We start from the raw sequence: 15,065 nt of genomic DNA, 5'->3' as shown, positions 1-15,065 counted from the left end.
TTTTACAGAAAAAAGTATTAGTCGCTAAAAAAGAAAATATTCAAGGTATATGTACATTAGCTCTATTTCAAACGGCTGGACAATACTTTTTCTACTATATAGGACTTTCACATACATCAGGCGTGAATGGTTCGATTGTTACTGGAACCAGTGCCTTTATATCTTTATTGGTGGCTAGCTTGATCTTTCATTATGAAAAACTAACATTAAGAAAAACATTAGGATGTTTTATCGGATTTTTAGGTATTCTGTTTATGAATATCAGTGGAGCTAGTGCTAGTTTTTCATTTGTAGGTGAAGGCTTTGTGTTGATGTCACAATTATGCGGAGCTATATCAGCCGCTTTTATTAAGAAGTTTACACAAAAACAAAATGCCGTACTACTAAGTGGATACCAATTCTTTTTAGGTGGTGTTTTACTAATTATTATTGGATATTTGATGGGAGGACACATTATATTTGAATTCAATCTAGGCCTTCTAGTATTGATTCATCTAGCCCTTGTATCTGCCATTGCCTATACGATTTGGGGACTTTTATTATCTGTAAATCCTGTCAGTAAGATTGGTGTCTATATGTGTGTAACACCAATCATTGGTGTTATTCTATCAAGTGTGGTTCTACATGAATCCAATCAAGCTTTCCAGTTATCAAGTCTAATTGCCCTGATACTTGTAAGCTTAAGTGTATTTTTAGTCAATAAAGAAAAGTAGTCAGATTAAGTTCTGTCTTTTTCTTTGCCTAAAAAAAGATCCTAGGCTTATCTAGGATCTAATAATTCAAAGCAACGCCCTACATCACTTGGATAATGAGCATCACTTGCAGTTACAATTTGTACATTATTTGATTTTAGGATGTTTCTGAAATCAGCATTTAAGCCAATATCAGGATGATGATATGAATAATGAGCTTTAGTGTTGTCTTCCATTTTAATGTTGTATTCATTTGCCAGACGAGCGATATGATGGTAGGTAGGATGTAAATCGTAGCCTGGATCAATAGAATACATTTTAATCACATCTGGATGACCAACTTGATCAAAGAGATTGGATTGGATTAATTTTTCAATAGAGTCATAATAGGATTTATAAATAGTAGAAGGATCATTTTTGTCCCAAAGCAATTCTTTAGAAAAAGCATCCATATCATATAAATAGCCATTTACAGAATGTACACTACCTATTAGAAAGTCAAATTGATAATGTTCAAGGATTGAGGATAATAAACTTTCTGTTTCAGGCGTATAACATACTTCAAGACCAAAACGCACATCAATGTCAAAAGTTTCTTTTTTTAAGGCTGCAATTAATTTTAAATAATCATCTATGGAGTTTTTTTGTTTCTTTAAAAACCACTCTTCTTGTAATTTAGATACTTCACAAACTCTTTTATAACAGTCTTTAAATTCAAAGAATCTATGTGTGTGATCTAAAATCTGAAGATGAGTAATTCCTTTTTCTTTGGCAGCATCAATAAACTTATGAACATATTCAATGCTTAAATCACCATTCTCTAAATGAGTGTGTGCATCAATCATAATATCATCCTATTTCTTATATGTAGATACTCGAATTATACCATTGATTTTTTCGATTGGAGAAATATCGACTTCTGAGTCTAAATCAATAATTGTATACGCAATATCTTTTTTAGATTTATTCATCAAGTTTTCGATATTGGCATCCTTTAAAATATCTGTGATTTGAGAAATCATTTTTGGCTTATTGTCATGAATACAAGTGATTCTAAAAGGAGAATTCATATCCATCTTCGCATTTGGGAGATTGACAGAATTTGAAATGTTACCATAAGTCAAATAATCCATCAATTCTTGAGCAGCTTTTACTGCACAATTTTCTTCACTTTCCTCGGTTGAAGCACCTAAGTGAGGAATCGCAATGACTTTATCATTTTGAAGTACTTTTTGGCTAGGAAAATCAGTTACATAAGATGCAACTTTATTATTATCTAATGCTTCTAATAGGGCATCTTCATCCACAAGGCCGCCACGCGCAAAGTTTAATAACTTCACACCATCTTTCATCTTGTCAAAACTATCTTTATTGATAAAGTTTTTAGTTCCATCATTTAAAGGAACGTGAATCGTAATGAAATCACATTGACGATATAAATCATCAATATTTGTGACATGATTTACATAATGAGATAAATTCCATGCAGCATCAACAGACATATAAGGATCATATCCATATACTTTCATTCCAAATCGTAAAGCAAGATTGGCAACTTGAATACCAATAGCACCACAACCAATAACACCTAATGATTTGCCAGTTAATTCATGCCCAGCATATTTTTTCTTTTGTTTTTCCACATCCTTTGCGATGTTCTCATTTTCTTTTTGTGTTTGGATCCATTCAATACCATGATAAATATCGCGACTTGCTAGTAACATACCCGCAAACACAAGTTCTTTTACGGCATTACTATTTGCACCTGGTGTATTAAATACGGCAATTCCTTTTTTTGTACAAGTATCAATATCAATGTTGTTGACGCCAGCACCAGCACGAGCAATAGCTTTAAGATTTTGATTATATTCAATCTCATGAAGATTGGCACTACGAACAAGAATGGCATCTTCGTCTTCCACATTTTCGTTTACTTCGTAATCTGGCGTAAACTGATCTAAACCAATTTGTGCAATATTGTTATAGAGTTTTATTTTAGGCATTATAATTCTCCTCTTCAAATTTTCTCATAAATGCAATTAGGGCTTCTACACCTTCAAGTGGCATGGCATTATAAATACTTGCACGCATGCCACCAACTGTTCTGTGACCTTTAATATTCACAATTCCTGCTTCTTTAGCTTCTTTAACAAATTTAGCATCTAAATCTTTGTCACCCGTCACAAAAGGAATATTTGTATAAGAACGATCTTCCTTGGCTACAGGATTTGAATACAATTTTGAAGCATCAATATAGTCATACAATAATTTAGCTTTTTGATGATTGATTTTTTCCATGTTTTCCAATCCACCAACTTGAGTTTCAAGCCATTCAAGTACTAAACCACAAATATAGATTGCATAAGTAGGTGGCGTATTGAACATAGAATCATTGTCCGCATATGTTTTGTAGTTTAACATACTTGGTGTTTTTTCATCAGCTAAACCAATTAAATCTTTTTTAATAATTACAACTGTTAATCCAGCAGGCCCCATATTCTTTTGAGCACCAGCAAAAATTAAATCGTATTTAGAAACATCGCATCTTTCACTTAAAATACAACTAGACAAATCAGCAACTAAAAGTTTACCTGCATGAGGTGGAAGCTCTTTATATTTTGTTCCATAGATTGTATTATTTTCACAAATATATACATAATCAGAATCTTCACTTAAATCTTCTTGTTTGATTTTAGGGATATATGTAAAGTTATCTTCTGCGCTTGACGCAACTACATTTACCTTTCCTAATTTTTCATGTTCTTTTAAAGCTTTCTTTGTCCATTGACCTGTATTGATTAAATCTACGCTATGCTTTTCTAAATTCAAAGGAATCATAGTGAATTGTAAAGAAGCACCTCCTTGTAAGAATAAAATTTCATATTCATCAGGGATGTTCATTAATCTTTTTAGTCTTGCTTTACAAGTATCTATAATATCCTGGAATTCACTGGAACGGTGGGACATCTCCATAACGCTCATTCCACTATTATGAGCGTCTAACATTTCGCTTGCAGCTTTTTTTAATACCCATTCTGGTAAGCATGCGGGACCGGCACTAAAGTTATATACACGTGTCATATTGTTACCTCGGTGAAAATAGTTCCACCTTTCCTTTCTATATGTTTCATGATTATACATTTGTTTACATTTAATTTCAATACATTTGTTCATAAAATAAATTCAAGTGTATTCAAAATTGAAACAAATCATTTAACAAAAGCTTAACAGAACCATTTTTTTGTTTAACAAACATGCATTATGATATGTGTGTCAAAAGAAAAGAGGACAAGGAAAATATGAATAAGTTTTTAAAGGGTGCAATCGTCGTAGGATTATCTGCAGCTATGGTAGGATGCAGTTCAGGTACTACTGCATCAGATGACAGCGAGTCAAAAGGGAAAAGTTTAAGTGGAACAATTACAGCCGCAGGTTCAAGTGCATTGAAACCATTGGTTGATGTTGCAGCTGAACAATTCTCAAACGAAAACCCAGATGTGTCAATTACAGTCGATGCTGGTGGTTCAGGAGAAGGTTTAAAACAGGTAGCTGATAAAACAGTTACACTAGGAAATTCGGATGTTGCAGCCGAAGAAAAATTAGACAAGGATCAAGCTAAAGATTTAGTGGATCACCAAGTTTGTGTTGTAACAATGGCTCCAATCGTAAATAAAGATGTTGGTGTTAAAGATTTAACAAAACAACAATTAATTGACATCTTCACAGGAAAAACAACGAACTGGAAAGATGTTGGTGGACCAGATGAAGATATCGTCTTAGTAACTCGTCCAACTTCATCAGGAACAAGAGCCACATTCCAAAAATATGCGTTAGATGGAAATGAAGAAGCTAGCAACGCTTCAATGGAAACAGATGATTCTGGTGTATTGTTACAAAATGTAACTGATACAAAGGGTGCCATTGGTTATGTAGCATTATCTTACTTGGTAGACAATGACGATGTAGATACAATCGCAATTGATGGTGTTGAACCAACATTAGAAAATACGTATAGTGGTGACTACAAAGTTTGGACATTTGAACACATGTATACAAATGGAGAACCAGACGAAGCAACAAAAGCATTCTTAGATTATATCATGGGTGAAAAATTCGGTAAGAAAATGGAATCATTAGGTTATGGTGTTTCTAGTAAAATGGAAAAAACAGATCACTAATTACTAGTTCTTTAACGGACATTGAAATACATGTCCGTTATTCATTTAGTTTGGAGGAATTTGATGAGTTGTAAAAGCATGTTTTGTAAAGAATATTTCTGGCAGATTCTTGTAACAATTGGTGGACTGTTCGTAATATTCGTAACTTTATTGATTGGAGCCTTTCTGGTTTACAAAGGTTCGGATACATTTTTTAAATTTCATCACACTTTAGGAGAATTTCTTGGCAGTGCTAACTTTGCACCTATGGATAATGCCAGTTCAAAAGGACATGTAGGAGCCTTGATCTTTATTGTTGGATCATTATGTGTTTGTGGTTTAGCTTTGTTGATTGCCACACCATTTGCGTTAGGATCATCTATTTTTATGACAGAAATTTCACCTAAGTTTGGTGAAAAATTCTATCGTCCTATGGTTGAAATCTTTGCCGGAATTCCTAGTGTTGTTTATGGATGGGTCGGATTAACGGTCTTGATTCCGTTCTTAAAGAAAGTATTTGATTTGCAGGTAGGACACTCCATACTTGCAGCAAGTTTAGTTTTATCTATTATGATTTTTCCATCGATTACCAGTGTTGCCAGTGATGCGATTCGAGCTGTTTCAAAAGAAACACGAATGGCTGCTTATGGACTTGGCTCAACACGCTGGCAAACGATATATCGTGTCGTAATTCCTGCAGCATTACCAGGTGTGATTTCAGGTATTGTATTAGGACTTGCAAGAGCGTTTGGTGAGGCTTTAGCCGTTGCGATGGTTATAGGTCAAACAACAGCTTTACCAACTAGTATTTTTTCCACTTCAAAAACACTAACAACTGAAATTGCAGCACAAATGGGAAATGCGATGGAAGGTGGAGAGATGAAGGCAGCTTTATGGACAATGGCCTTGTTGCTGTTCTTGATTTCGTTATTGTTTATTACTATTATTCATAAGTTTTCAAAAGCGAAAGGAGAATAAAGATGGATTCTAAAATCAAAAGGGCAAAAATGGTTGATCAGTTTATGACAATCATTTTCTATGGTATTGCCTTGTTCTTCTTCCTACTTCTAGTAGGTTTTGCCGGAAAAGTTATTATTGGGGGATTATTAGGTGCAAAACCAGAAATGTTTGGTTTCACAAGATCTGGAAGTATTGGAAACCAAGTCTTTAACACTATTTACTTAGTATTTATTTCATTACTTGTATCCGTTCCGATTGGAGTATTAGCCGGTATTTATTTGGCTATGTATGCCAAACCAGGTCTTGTGACACGCTTTTTAAGAACATGTATTGAAACATTGTCTTCTTTACCAAGCATCGTTGTAGGTTTGTTTGGATATTTGATTTTCTTAGTTGTTATTGGGTTATCAAAAAGTTTATTAGCAGGAGCCTTGTCTATTTCCATTCTAAGTTTACCTTTGATCACAACCACCACAGAAGATGCAATAAAAGGTTTGCCAGAAGGGTATTATCAAGGAAGTATGGGACTTGGAGCTACAAAGTGGCAAACGATATTTCATGTACTATTGCCTGCATGTCTATCACGTATTATGACTGGAGTCATTTTAGCGGCTGGTCGTGGCTTTGGTGAAGCTGCTGTATTACTTTATACAACTGGTTCAGGAAGCGATTTACGTTGGAATAACTTTAGCTTTACTTCTCCAACATCACCAATTAATGTACTTAGACCAGCTGAAACATTATCTATTCAAATTTGGAACTTACAAACAAACGGACAAGATAGAGCACTAGCAAATCTATCAAGTGCTGTATTAATGATTTTAGTATTAGCATTTAGTATTGGTGCGAATGTCTGGTCAAGACATATCTCTAAAAAGCAAGCTGGATTAGAGAAATAGAAAGGTTAAGTATGAATAATAAATTTACAGTCAATGATCTAAATTTATATTACGGTGATTTTCATGCCTTAAAAAATATAAATTTAGATATTAAAGAAAAAGAAATAACAGCATTTATTGGTCCTTCTGGATGTGGTAAATCGACATTTTTAAAAACGTTGAATCGTATGAATGACTTGGTTGAAAGTGCAAAGATTACAGGAGATATTTGTCTAGATGGTACGGATATCTACAAGAATATGGATGCAATCGAATTAAGACGTAGAGTTGGAATGGTATTTCAACAGCCAAATCCATTTCCAAAAAGTATTTATGATAATATTGCGTATGGTCCAAGAATTTTTGGAATCAAAAAGAAAAGCGAACTGGATGAAATTGTAGAAAGAAGCTTAAGACAAGCTGCCATTTGGGATGAAGTAAAAGATCGTTTACATAAATCTGCATTAGGAATGTCAGGTGGACAGCAGCAACGTTTATGCATTGCAAGAGCTTTAGCTATGCAGCCGGAAGTTTTATTGATGGATGAACCTACAAGTGCTTTAGATCCAATTTCAACTAGTAAGATTGAAGAATTGACTTTAGAATTGAAAAAAGATTATACAATCGTTATCGTTACACATAATATGCAGCAAGCTATGCGTATTAGTGATAAAACAGCCTTCTTCTTATTGGGGGATCTAATTGAGTATAGTGATACGGAAACATTGTTCTCTACACCAAAAGAAAAGAAAACGGAAGACTATATTACAGGGAGGTTTGGATAATGGTTTTACCTACAAAGTTTTTAAAACAAACAAGACAGTTAGAATTGACTATGACACAAATGTCTCAAGACTGTTTAAAAGGATTATGGTTTTGCAAACACGCTATTTTAGATGGAAACAAAACTTTAGTTCAAGATGTTTCGCAAATGCATGAAGAAGTGAGTGAACAAGGAAGAGAGGCAGAACAAATTTGCATGAAGATCCTTCTTCTTCAACATCCTGTTGCTAAAGACTTACGTCGTATTACGGTAGCTACAAATACGATTCGTGATTTAACACGTATTATGGATCAGGAAAAAGAAGTTTCCGAACTTATTTGTGCATTGAATATGGAAGATTTAGTTGTGGATGACTGTATTAAACAACAATTCACGATTGCCAAAGAAATGGTTACACTTGCGATTGAAGCCTTTATTCAAAAGGATGAAAAAGCGGCTGATCAAGTGATTAAAATGGATGATCAAGCGGATGCACAATATGAAAAGGCAAAAGAGGTCTATGTTGATTTACTAGCTAAAAAAGAACATGATACAGGAACTTTAGTGGATGTATTACTAGTTGGTAAATATTTAGAGAGAATTTGTGATCATTGTGTAAATATTGGTAAATGGGTTCTTTATCAAAAATTGGGTATTTTTGAAGAAATTGAATAAAACAAAAAAGCTGTAAGCAATGTGCTTACAGCGTATTTTTTTATTTGGTGGAGCGTATCGGGATCGAACCGATGACCCCCTGCGTGCAAGGCAGGTGCTCTCCCAGCTGAGCTAACACCCCAAATGCTTTATAATATTACCTAATTTTTTTGGAAAATACAAGCTTTTTTTGATAAAATTAGATTATGAAAAAGAAATGGACATGGATCATCATATTATGTATATTCAATTTCAGTTTAATAGGCTTTATTTTAACGCACCCCGCGCCAAATTTGAAAGAAGCGACAAAGGTTGTAAAGAATGTTTCTACAAAAAAACAAGAAGATAAAAAGTCATTTACATTTGTAGGCGTAGGAGATAATTTATATCATGAAGCAATGTATTGGTATCAAAACTACAGAAATGGATACTATGATTTTGATTCTTATTATGAAATGACGAATAAATATACACAAAATGCGGATTTGGCATACATTAACTTTGAAACACTATGCATTGGAGAATCGTATGGATTGAGTGGATATCCAACTTTTAATGGACCTACAGAAATTCTGTCTTCAGTCAATAAAGCAGGATTTGATTGGTGGAGTTTAAGTTCAAATCATTCTTTAGATAGAGGAGCTGATGGTTTATTAGCACAGATTGATTTGATTCATAATGAATATCCAAATGTGATTACTACGGGTTCACATATTTCACAAGAAGATAAAAATCGTGCTTTAGTGAAGGAAATCAATGGAATCAAAGTTGGCTTTTTAGGTTATACATATGGATTGAATGGCTTTAGTTTGCCTGAAGATAAGCCATGGCTTGTAGATTTGATTGATAAAGATCAAATAAAACAGGATATGGAAGCATTAAATAAAGTAAGTGATGTTCAGATGGTTTCTATGCATTGGGGAAATGAGTATCAAACAGAACCTACTCAAGAGCAAGAAGATTTAGCAAATTATTTAAATGAACTTGGAGTTGAAGTAGTAATTGGTTCACATCCGCATGTGATAGAACCAGCAAAAATTATTAAAGGAAAAAATCAAAATACACTAGTATATTATTCTTTGGGAAACTATACGAGTGCACAAGATATGGATATAACGATGGTTGGGGGTATGGCTAGTTTTACTTTAAACTATGATCCAGATACAAAGACCACATCTTTTACAGATACAAAGTTTATTCCATTGATTACGTGGTTTGATACTGGATTTAATGACTGGAAAACTTATATGATTGATGATTATAATGATTCAATCGCGTCAACGCATAGATTGTCATCAGAATATGATTTATCAAAAGAATGGGTACAGCAGTTTGTGCAATCGGTTATGCAGAATCCAGATGGAATTGAGGTGGTATTAGAGTGAGTCAAAATCAAAAAACAATAGCTGAGAATCGTAAAGCAAGACATGAATATGAATTGTATGATCGATTTGAAGCTGGATTAGTACTTCTGGGGACAGAAATTAAAAGTATTCGAAGAGGGAAGGTACAATTAAAGGATAGTTATATCAGTTTTCAAAAAGGGGAAGCCTTCATTAAAGGCATGCATATTTCTCCTTATGAATTTGGAAACCGATTTAATCATGATGAAATGCGTGATCGCAAGCTTTTGATGCATAAGCAAGAGATTCAAAAATTAGAACAATCGGCTCGTGTTAAAGGATATACGGTTGTACCAGTAAGAATTTATTTATATAAAGGATTGGCTAAGCTTGAAATAGCTTTGGCGAAAGGTAAAAATCTTCATGATAAGCGTGAATCTCAAAAGGCGAAAGATGCGCAAAGAGAGATTCAAAAGGCCTTGAAAAATCAGTATTAATAGATTATACTGATGTTCCTTGGGGATGTTCAGGCATTCGATGAGTAAATGTTTGGATTCAGCCACAGCCACGAAGGATACGTGTAATAACCAACTTAAATTAATTGCTAAAAATAAACTTGCTAATGTATTTGGTATGAACCAAAGCATGGCTTTCGCTGCTTAATTTTATTGCCTACGTTTGGCTTCGCAGCCCCTTTCTGAAATTTCGCTTTCTTATTTCAGACTGAGTGTTAAAGAAAAGAAGATAGAAATAAGTATTGGCTAGCTGCTTATTTTGAATCAACTATAGCTAACCCAAAAGAATTTTTGTTTCCATCCAAAACTTTTGGATAACTAGATGGAAAAAGCTGTAAACGCTGTCTCGTGGGACTTTGCTTAGACAGGAGTTCGATTCTCCTCATCTCCACCAAAGACAATTAACGCCTAATATGGGCGTTTTTTTCTTATCTTCAAATATTTTTGCAAACAATATATAATGAATATGAAAGAAGGTAAATTTACATATGAGAATTGCAGTCAGTTATAAAGATGGAGAAGTGTTCCAACATTTTGGTCATAGCTCAGAATTTAAAATCTATGAAACAGATCATAATAAAATTATTAAGAGTGAAGTAATCACAATCGAAGGACATGGGCATGTTGGTGTTTCAAATGCATTGAAAGAACAAAATGTAAACATTGTACTTTGTGGTGGCATTGGACAAGGGGCTAAAACTGCATTGGCTGGTTTTGGAATCCATTCGTTTGGTGGTGTAACCGGAAATGCGGATGAGGCTGTTAAGAAATATTTAAGTGGAAAGCTTGAATTTACAACTGATGTGACTTGTACAAAACATGAATCTGGTGAAAACCATTCTTGTGGTGGACATTGCCATTAAAAATTCTTGAGTTTTTCTTTTGACACACCTCGTATTTCGGTCTATAATCTAGGCAACAATAGTGATAAGGATACGAATGCATTCTGTTCAAATGTAGAGAGAGTGTGGTTGGTGAAAGCACTTTGCGAAGGTATGTATTTACTCCCTTTGAATTGCCCTTGAAAAAGTGTGCCGTAATTCTTGCGTTAAAAGGTTTGAGGTGTATACAGTAATTGTATAAACAAAGGTGGTACCGCGTGCGACAGACGTCCTTTGATGGCTGTCGCTTTTTATATGGAAAAATGGAGGAAAGTAAAATGGAATTAGTTAATGTATTAGAAGATGAACATTTATCTATGTTGAACCACTCATGTGCTCATATGATGGCTCAAGCTGTTAAGCGTTTATATCCAAATGCTAAATTCTGGGTAGGACCTGTTATTTCTGAAGGTTTCTACTATGATATGGATTTAGGAGATGTAAAATTAAAAGAAGAGGATTTGGCAAAAATCGAAAAAGAAATGAAGAAAATTGCCAAAGACGGAAAGAGAATTGTTCGTGAAGAAATCTCTAAAGAAGATGCTTTAGAAATGTTCAAGGATGATCCTTATAAAGTCGATTTGATCAATGGATTAGAAGATGGAAATATCACAATCTATCGTCAAGGTGAATTTGCGGACTTATGTCGTGGACCTCACGTTGAAACTGTTAAGATGTGTAAAAACTTTAAATTATTGAAACATTCTGGTGCTTACTGGAAAGGTGATGCTAACAATAAAATGCTTCAACGTGTTTATGGTATCTGCTTTGACACAAAAGAAGAGTTGGAAGCACATCTAGAAGCTTTAGAAGAAGCTAAAAAACGTGATCACAAGAAGTTAGGAAAAGAAATGGGATTGTTTACAATTAGTGAATATGCGCCTGGTATGCCAATCTTCTTGCCAGATGGAATGATTTTACGTAATATTTTGGAACAATACTGGTATCAAGAACACGCAAAAGAAGGATACCAATTCATTAAAACTCCTATTATGATGTCAAAAGAATTATGGGAATTGAGTGGACACTGGGATCATTATAAAGATAACATGTACACTTCAATGGTAGATGATCGTGAATTTGCAATCAAACCAATGAATTGTCCAGGAGCTTTATTAGTATATAACTCAACTTTACACTCATATAAAGACTTACCATTGCGTTTAGGAGAACTAGGACAAGTACACCGTCACGAAGCAAGTGGTGCATTGAATGGGTTGTTCCGTGTACGTACATTTACACAAGATGATGCTCACTTGTTTGTAACTCCTGATCAATTGGAAGAAGAGGTTAAGAAAGTATTACAATTGGTAGATCGTATCTATTCAGTATTTGGTTTACCATATGAAATTGAATTATCAACTCGTCCAGAAAGTGGATATATTGGTTCAGAAGAAATTTGGGATGCTTCAGAAAAAGCATTGGCACAAGCTTGTGTTCATGCAGGTAAAGAATATAAAGTGAATCCTGGAGATGGTGCATTCTATGGACCTAAATTGGATATCCATATTAAAGATAGCTTAGGACGTGTATGGCAATGTGGTACTGTACAGCTAGATATGAATTTGCCAGAAAGATTCGAATGTAAATATGTAGATGCAGATGGAACAAAGAAAACTCCAATTATGTTACACCGTGTAGTTTATGGATCAGTTGAACGTTTCATTGGTATCTTGATTGAACACTTTGGTGGACACTTCCCATTATGGTTAGCGCCACGTCAATTTGTTGTGATTCCAGTACACCACGAAAAACATGTTGAATATGCAAATAAAGTATGTGATGCATTAACAGCTTTAGGAATGCGTGCTACAGTAGATTCTCGTAACGAAAAATTAGGTTACCGTGTTCGTGAGGCACAGCTAAAAAAGGTTACTTACCAAATTGTAGTTGGTGATGGAGAACAAGAAAACAACACAATTACAATTCGTCAGAGTGGTAAAAAAGATAGTGTTACATTGTCATTAGATGAAGCTTTAGCTAAATTTAAAGCGGAAGTAGACAATAAAACATTGTTTGGAAAGTAAGAGTTTAGAGGTCAAAAATTGACCTCTAAATTTTTTTGTATTTTTTTAAAAAATTTGCTTGCAATAAATTTTTATCCATGTTATTATAAACGGGCGTTACGGATAACGTAGGTTGTTCTAAAAAATAAGTATCTGGAAATATTCTTGGAGAAGTACTCAAGTGGCTGAAGAGGTGCCCCTGCTAAGGGTATAGGTCGGGAAACTGGCGCGAGAGTTCAAATCTCTCCTTCTCCGCCATCTTATTTTTGGAAAATTATGGTCCAGTGGTGTAGTGGTTAACATGCCTCCCTGTCACGGAGGAGATCGTGGGTTCGAGTCCCATCTGGACCGCCATTCATGCAGATGTAGTTCAATGGTAGAACACAGCCTTGCCAAGGCTGATACGGGGGTTCAATTCCCCTCATCTGCTCCATTTAAAATTAAATATTGGTCCAGTGGTGTAGTGGTTAACATGCCTCCCTGTCACGGAGGAGATCGTGGGTTCGAGTCCCATCTGGACCGCCATTTAGAAATTTAAGTCATCTTAGGATGACTTTTTTCTTTGTGTTGACTATTAATTAATTTCTTTGTTTAATAAACTTATGATTATAAATGTAAGTGGAAGAACAGATGTTGTAGCTTATTATATGGATTGGTTTGTGAAACGATGGAATGAAGGCTATTTTGATGTAAGAAATCCTTTTAATCCTAAATTGGTTAGTCGTATTTTTGTATCAGATATTGATATGATTGTATTTTGTACAAAGAATCCTTTGCCATTGGTAGATACAATACATCTATTTTCTGTACCCATCCAGCTACAAGTTACTATCACTGGATACTTTGATGATATTGAATCTCATGTACCAGATAAACGAAAAGTTATTGAATGTGTAAGAGAATTATCAGATTATTTAGGAAAAGAAAATGTGTGTGTTAGATATGATCCGATTCTTTTAAATTCGAAATATAATGTTGATTATCATATTCGTGCATTTAATAAGTTATGCATGATGCTTAATGGATATGTTTCTAAAATGATTGTCTCTTTTGTAGATGATTATAAAAACGTAAGAAATAACCATTTGGATTATCATGAACCATCCAATGAGGAATATCTTACATTAAAAGAAGCTTTTGAAAAGAATGACATAAAAGTAGTTAGTTGTATGGAAAATAAATATCATATTGGTGATAAAAACGATTGCTGCGTCAGCATTAAATATGCTTTTGAAAGAACAGGAAAATTCTATAAAGAATGGAAGGCAAGAGATTGTCATTGTGTAAATATGGTGGATATTGGTGCATATAATTCATGTTTACATGGTTGTAAGTATTGTTATGCAAATTTTGATTCAAAACAAATTATGTCAAATTATAAGATGCATGATCCAAAGTCTAGTTTATTGATTGGACAATTGAGCTTCGATGATCAAATTAAAGTACGAAGAAAATAAAAAGAGTGAAGCTAGTTTTGCTTCACTCATTAATTTTGTATAGATTTTTGTTAATTCTTCTTTTTCATCATCAGTCATTTTTCTTTCGGTCGCATCATGACTATCCAATGTTCCTTCATGGCCATCAATCACTTTTCCATTCTTTATGACAAGAACTAATGGAACATATAAAGTTAAAATACCTTCATCATTATTTGACATATAATCTTGAATATATGGCTCAATAATTGTTTTTTGATCATCTGTATAAAGACGATTCTTTTTGTCATCTCTAACCTTTACATATTGAATATCAATACCATTTTTTTGGGCTACTTTCTTTAGAACAGGTTTAGCCTCCTTACACCAAGGACAACTCGAATATCCAAAATACAATACGCCTGATTTTTCTTTTGTGAAATATTGAATGGCTTCATCAAAACTAATTTCATTAAATTTAGTATTTGAGTCATCTTTTGAATTGCATGTTTCTTCTTCACTTGTTACATCACAAGCTTTTTTTGAAGTTGAGCTTGTGGGCTTTATTTGAGCTTGACAAGCGCATAAAGTAAGACTTAAAAGTATAAGTAATAATTTCTTCATAAATTTAATATACAAATAAAAAAATCAAATGTAAAGAAAAAAACTTCGATTTCTCGAAGCTTAAAATTCTTAGTGGGGCGGCTGACGCGATTCGAACGCGCGCGTGACGGAGCCACAATCCGCTGTGTTAACCAACTTCACCACAACCGCCATGTCTGCTTGACGCTTAAATAATAT

15 protein-coding genes, 6 tRNA genes and 1 other RNA gene are annotated in these 15,065 nt (G+C 34.1%); 16 read left to right on the top strand and 6 right to left on the bottom strand.

Features of this window, described 5'->3' with window-relative positions; genetic code table 11:
- The coding region (locus Q3907_RS04755; RefSeq protein WP_301897495.1) for a DMT family transporter at window positions 1–713 on the top strand (713 nt) is incomplete at its 5' end.
- A gap of 47 nt (window positions 714–760) precedes the next feature.
- Here the strand turns inward: Q3907_RS04755 and Q3907_RS04750 are convergent.
- Genes Q3907_RS04750 through serC form a run of 3 tightly spaced genes read right to left on the bottom strand, consistent with a single transcriptional unit; the run spans window position 761 to window position 3,773 of the window.
- On the bottom strand, window positions 761–1,537 hold the full coding sequence (locus tag Q3907_RS04750; RefSeq protein WP_295562046.1) for a histidinol-phosphatase HisJ family protein: 777 nt from the start codon (window positions 1,535–1,537) through the stop codon (window positions 761–763).
- Window positions 1,538–1,546: 9 nt separating this feature from the next.
- Window positions 1,547–2,695: a 3-phosphoglycerate dehydrogenase family protein gene (locus tag Q3907_RS04745; RefSeq protein WP_301897494.1), complete on the bottom strand. Its 1,149-nt coding sequence runs from the start codon at window positions 2,693–2,695 to the stop codon at window positions 1,547–1,549.
- On the bottom strand, window positions 2,688–3,773 hold the full coding sequence (serC, locus tag Q3907_RS04740; protein ID WP_301897493.1) for a 3-phosphoserine/phosphohydroxythreonine transaminase: 1,086 nt from the start codon (window positions 3,771–3,773) through the stop codon (window positions 2,688–2,690). The genes Q3907_RS04745 and serC overlap by 8 nt, the downstream gene beginning before the upstream one ends.
- Window positions 3,774–3,991: 218 nt before the next feature.
- Between serC and Q3907_RS04735 the strand changes: the two genes are divergently transcribed.
- From Q3907_RS04735 to phoU, 5 genes are all read left to right on the top strand, one after another.
- A complete protein-coding gene (locus Q3907_RS04735; RefSeq protein WP_301897492.1) occupies window positions 3,992–4,870 on the top strand; it encodes a phosphate ABC transporter substrate-binding protein in 879 nt (292 codons plus the stop codon).
- Between the two features lie 63 nt (window positions 4,871–4,933).
- Window positions 4,934–5,827 carry a phosphate ABC transporter permease subunit PstC gene (pstC, locus tag Q3907_RS04730; protein WP_301897491.1) on the top strand — a complete coding sequence of 298 codons (894 nt, stop codon included), beginning with the start codon at window positions 4,934–4,936 and terminating at the stop codon, window positions 5,825–5,827.
- Between the two features lie 2 nt (window positions 5,828–5,829).
- Window positions 5,830–6,708, top strand: coding sequence for a phosphate ABC transporter permease PstA (pstA, locus tag Q3907_RS04725; RefSeq protein ID WP_295646623.1), 879 nt, complete (start codon window positions 5,830–5,832; stop codon window positions 6,706–6,708).
- A gap of 11 nt (window positions 6,709–6,719) precedes the next feature.
- Entirely contained in the window at window positions 6,720–7,472 is a 753-nt protein-coding gene (pstB, locus tag Q3907_RS04720) for a phosphate ABC transporter ATP-binding protein PstB (protein ID WP_288518557.1), read from the top strand.
- A complete protein-coding gene (gene phoU, locus Q3907_RS04715; RefSeq protein WP_301897490.1) occupies window positions 7,472–8,125 on the top strand; it encodes a phosphate signaling complex protein PhoU in 654 nt (217 codons plus the stop codon). The genes pstB and phoU overlap by 1 nt, the downstream gene beginning before the upstream one ends.
- 45 nt (window positions 8,126–8,170) lie before the next feature.
- Here the strand turns inward: phoU and Q3907_RS04710 are convergent.
- Window positions 8,171–8,246 (bottom strand) — tRNA-Ala (locus tag Q3907_RS04710).
- A 64-nt stretch (window positions 8,247–8,310) separates the two neighbouring features.
- On the opposite strand from Q3907_RS04710, the gene Q3907_RS04705 reads away from it, so the two are divergent.
- From Q3907_RS04705 to Q3907_RS04660, 10 genes are all read left to right on the top strand, one after another.
- On the top strand, window positions 8,311–9,489 hold the full coding sequence (locus tag Q3907_RS04705) for a CapA family protein (RefSeq protein ID WP_301897489.1): 1,179 nt from the start codon (window positions 8,311–8,313) through the stop codon (window positions 9,487–9,489).
- On the top strand, window positions 9,486–9,944 hold the full coding sequence (smpB, locus tag Q3907_RS04700; protein WP_295562031.1) for an SsrA-binding protein SmpB: 459 nt from the start codon (window positions 9,486–9,488) through the stop codon (window positions 9,942–9,944). The genes Q3907_RS04705 and smpB overlap by 4 nt, the downstream gene beginning before the upstream one ends.
- A gap of 21 nt (window positions 9,945–9,965) precedes the next feature.
- Window positions 9,966–10,356, top strand: a transfer-messenger RNA (tmRNA) gene (gene ssrA, locus Q3907_RS04695).
- Between the two features lie 94 nt (window positions 10,357–10,450).
- The gene (locus Q3907_RS04690) at window positions 10,451–10,825 is read left to right on the top strand and encodes a NifB/NifX family molybdenum-iron cluster-binding protein (protein WP_295562029.1); all 375 of its coding nucleotides are present in this window, start codon (window positions 10,451–10,453) and stop codon (window positions 10,823–10,825) included.
- Between the two features lie 296 nt (window positions 10,826–11,121).
- A complete protein-coding gene (gene thrS, locus Q3907_RS04685) occupies window positions 11,122–12,870 on the top strand; it encodes a threonine--tRNA ligase (protein ID WP_295562027.1) in 1,749 nt (582 codons plus the stop codon).
- Window positions 12,871–13,016: 146 nt separating this feature from the next.
- Window positions 13,017–13,107 (top strand) — tRNA-Ser (locus Q3907_RS04680).
- Between the two features lie 20 nt (window positions 13,108–13,127).
- Window positions 13,128–13,203: transfer RNA gene (locus tag Q3907_RS04675), tRNA-Asp, on the top strand.
- Between the two features lie 5 nt (window positions 13,204–13,208).
- Window positions 13,209–13,282, top strand: a tRNA-Gly gene (locus Q3907_RS04670).
- A 16-nt stretch (window positions 13,283–13,298) separates the two neighbouring features.
- Window positions 13,299–13,374: transfer RNA gene (locus Q3907_RS04665), tRNA-Asp, on the top strand.
- 77 nt (window positions 13,375–13,451) lie between these two features.
- A complete protein-coding gene (locus Q3907_RS04660; RefSeq protein ID WP_301897488.1) occupies window positions 13,452–14,306 on the top strand; it encodes a DUF1848 family protein in 855 nt (284 codons plus the stop codon).
- On the opposite strand, the gene Q3907_RS04655 is transcribed toward Q3907_RS04660, so the two are convergent.
- Together Q3907_RS04655 and Q3907_RS04650 are read right to left on the bottom strand one after the other, a co-directional pair.
- Window positions 14,253–14,888, bottom strand: a complete 636-nt coding sequence (locus Q3907_RS04655; protein ID WP_301897487.1) for a thioredoxin family protein — start codon at window positions 14,886–14,888, stop codon at window positions 14,253–14,255. The genes Q3907_RS04660 and Q3907_RS04655 overlap by 54 nt on opposite strands.
- A gap of 73 nt (window positions 14,889–14,961) precedes the next feature.
- Window positions 14,962–15,038 (bottom strand) — tRNA-His (locus tag Q3907_RS04650).
- Window positions 15,039–15,065 lie beyond the last annotated feature (27 nt).

It is taken from the genome of uncultured Holdemanella sp. (genome assembly GCF_958348295.1).
In the GTDB taxonomy this organism is placed as follows: domain Bacteria; phylum Bacillota_I; class Bacilli_A; order Erysipelotrichales; family Erysipelotrichaceae; genus Holdemanella.
Note: the sequence above shows the minus strand (reverse complement) of the source record. Positions and strands in the feature narration are given on the sequence as shown.

Excerpts from the sequence above, each read along its gene's own strand:
- Q3907_RS04750 (WP_295562046.1), bottom strand. The coding sequence starts at position 1,537 with ATGATTGATGCACACACTCATTTAGAGAATGGTGATTTAAGCATTGAA.
- Q3907_RS04745 (WP_301897494.1), bottom strand. The coding sequence starts at position 2,695 with ATGCCTAAAATAAAACTCTATAACAATATTGCACAAATTGGTTTAGAT.
- serC (WP_301897493.1), bottom strand. The coding sequence starts at position 3,773 with ATGACACGTGTATATAACTTTAGTGCCGGTCCCGCATGCTTACCAGAA.
- Q3907_RS04735 (WP_301897492.1), top strand. The coding sequence starts at position 3,992 with ATGAATAAGTTTTTAAAGGGTGCAATCGTCGTAGGATTATCTGCAGCT.
- pstC (WP_301897491.1), top strand. The coding sequence starts at position 4,934 with ATGAGTTGTAAAAGCATGTTTTGTAAAGAATATTTCTGGCAGATTCTT.
- pstA (WP_295646623.1), top strand. The coding sequence starts at position 5,830 with ATGGATTCTAAAATCAAAAGGGCAAAAATGGTTGATCAGTTTATGACA.
- pstB (WP_288518557.1), top strand. The coding sequence starts at position 6,720 with ATGAATAATAAATTTACAGTCAATGATCTAAATTTATATTACGGTGAT.
- phoU (WP_301897490.1), top strand. The coding sequence starts at position 7,472 with ATGGTTTTACCTACAAAGTTTTTAAAACAAACAAGACAGTTAGAATTG.
- Q3907_RS04705 (WP_301897489.1), top strand. The coding sequence starts at position 8,311 with ATGAAAAAGAAATGGACATGGATCATCATATTATGTATATTCAATTTC.
- Q3907_RS04690 (WP_295562029.1), top strand. The coding sequence starts at position 10,451 with ATGAGAATTGCAGTCAGTTATAAAGATGGAGAAGTGTTCCAACATTTT.
- thrS (WP_295562027.1), top strand. The coding sequence starts at position 11,122 with ATGGAATTAGTTAATGTATTAGAAGATGAACATTTATCTATGTTGAAC.
- Q3907_RS04660 (WP_301897488.1), top strand. The coding sequence starts at position 13,452 with ATGATTATAAATGTAAGTGGAAGAACAGATGTTGTAGCTTATTATATG.
- Q3907_RS04655 (WP_301897487.1), bottom strand. The coding sequence starts at position 14,888 with ATGAAGAAATTATTACTTATACTTTTAAGTCTTACTTTATGCGCTTGT.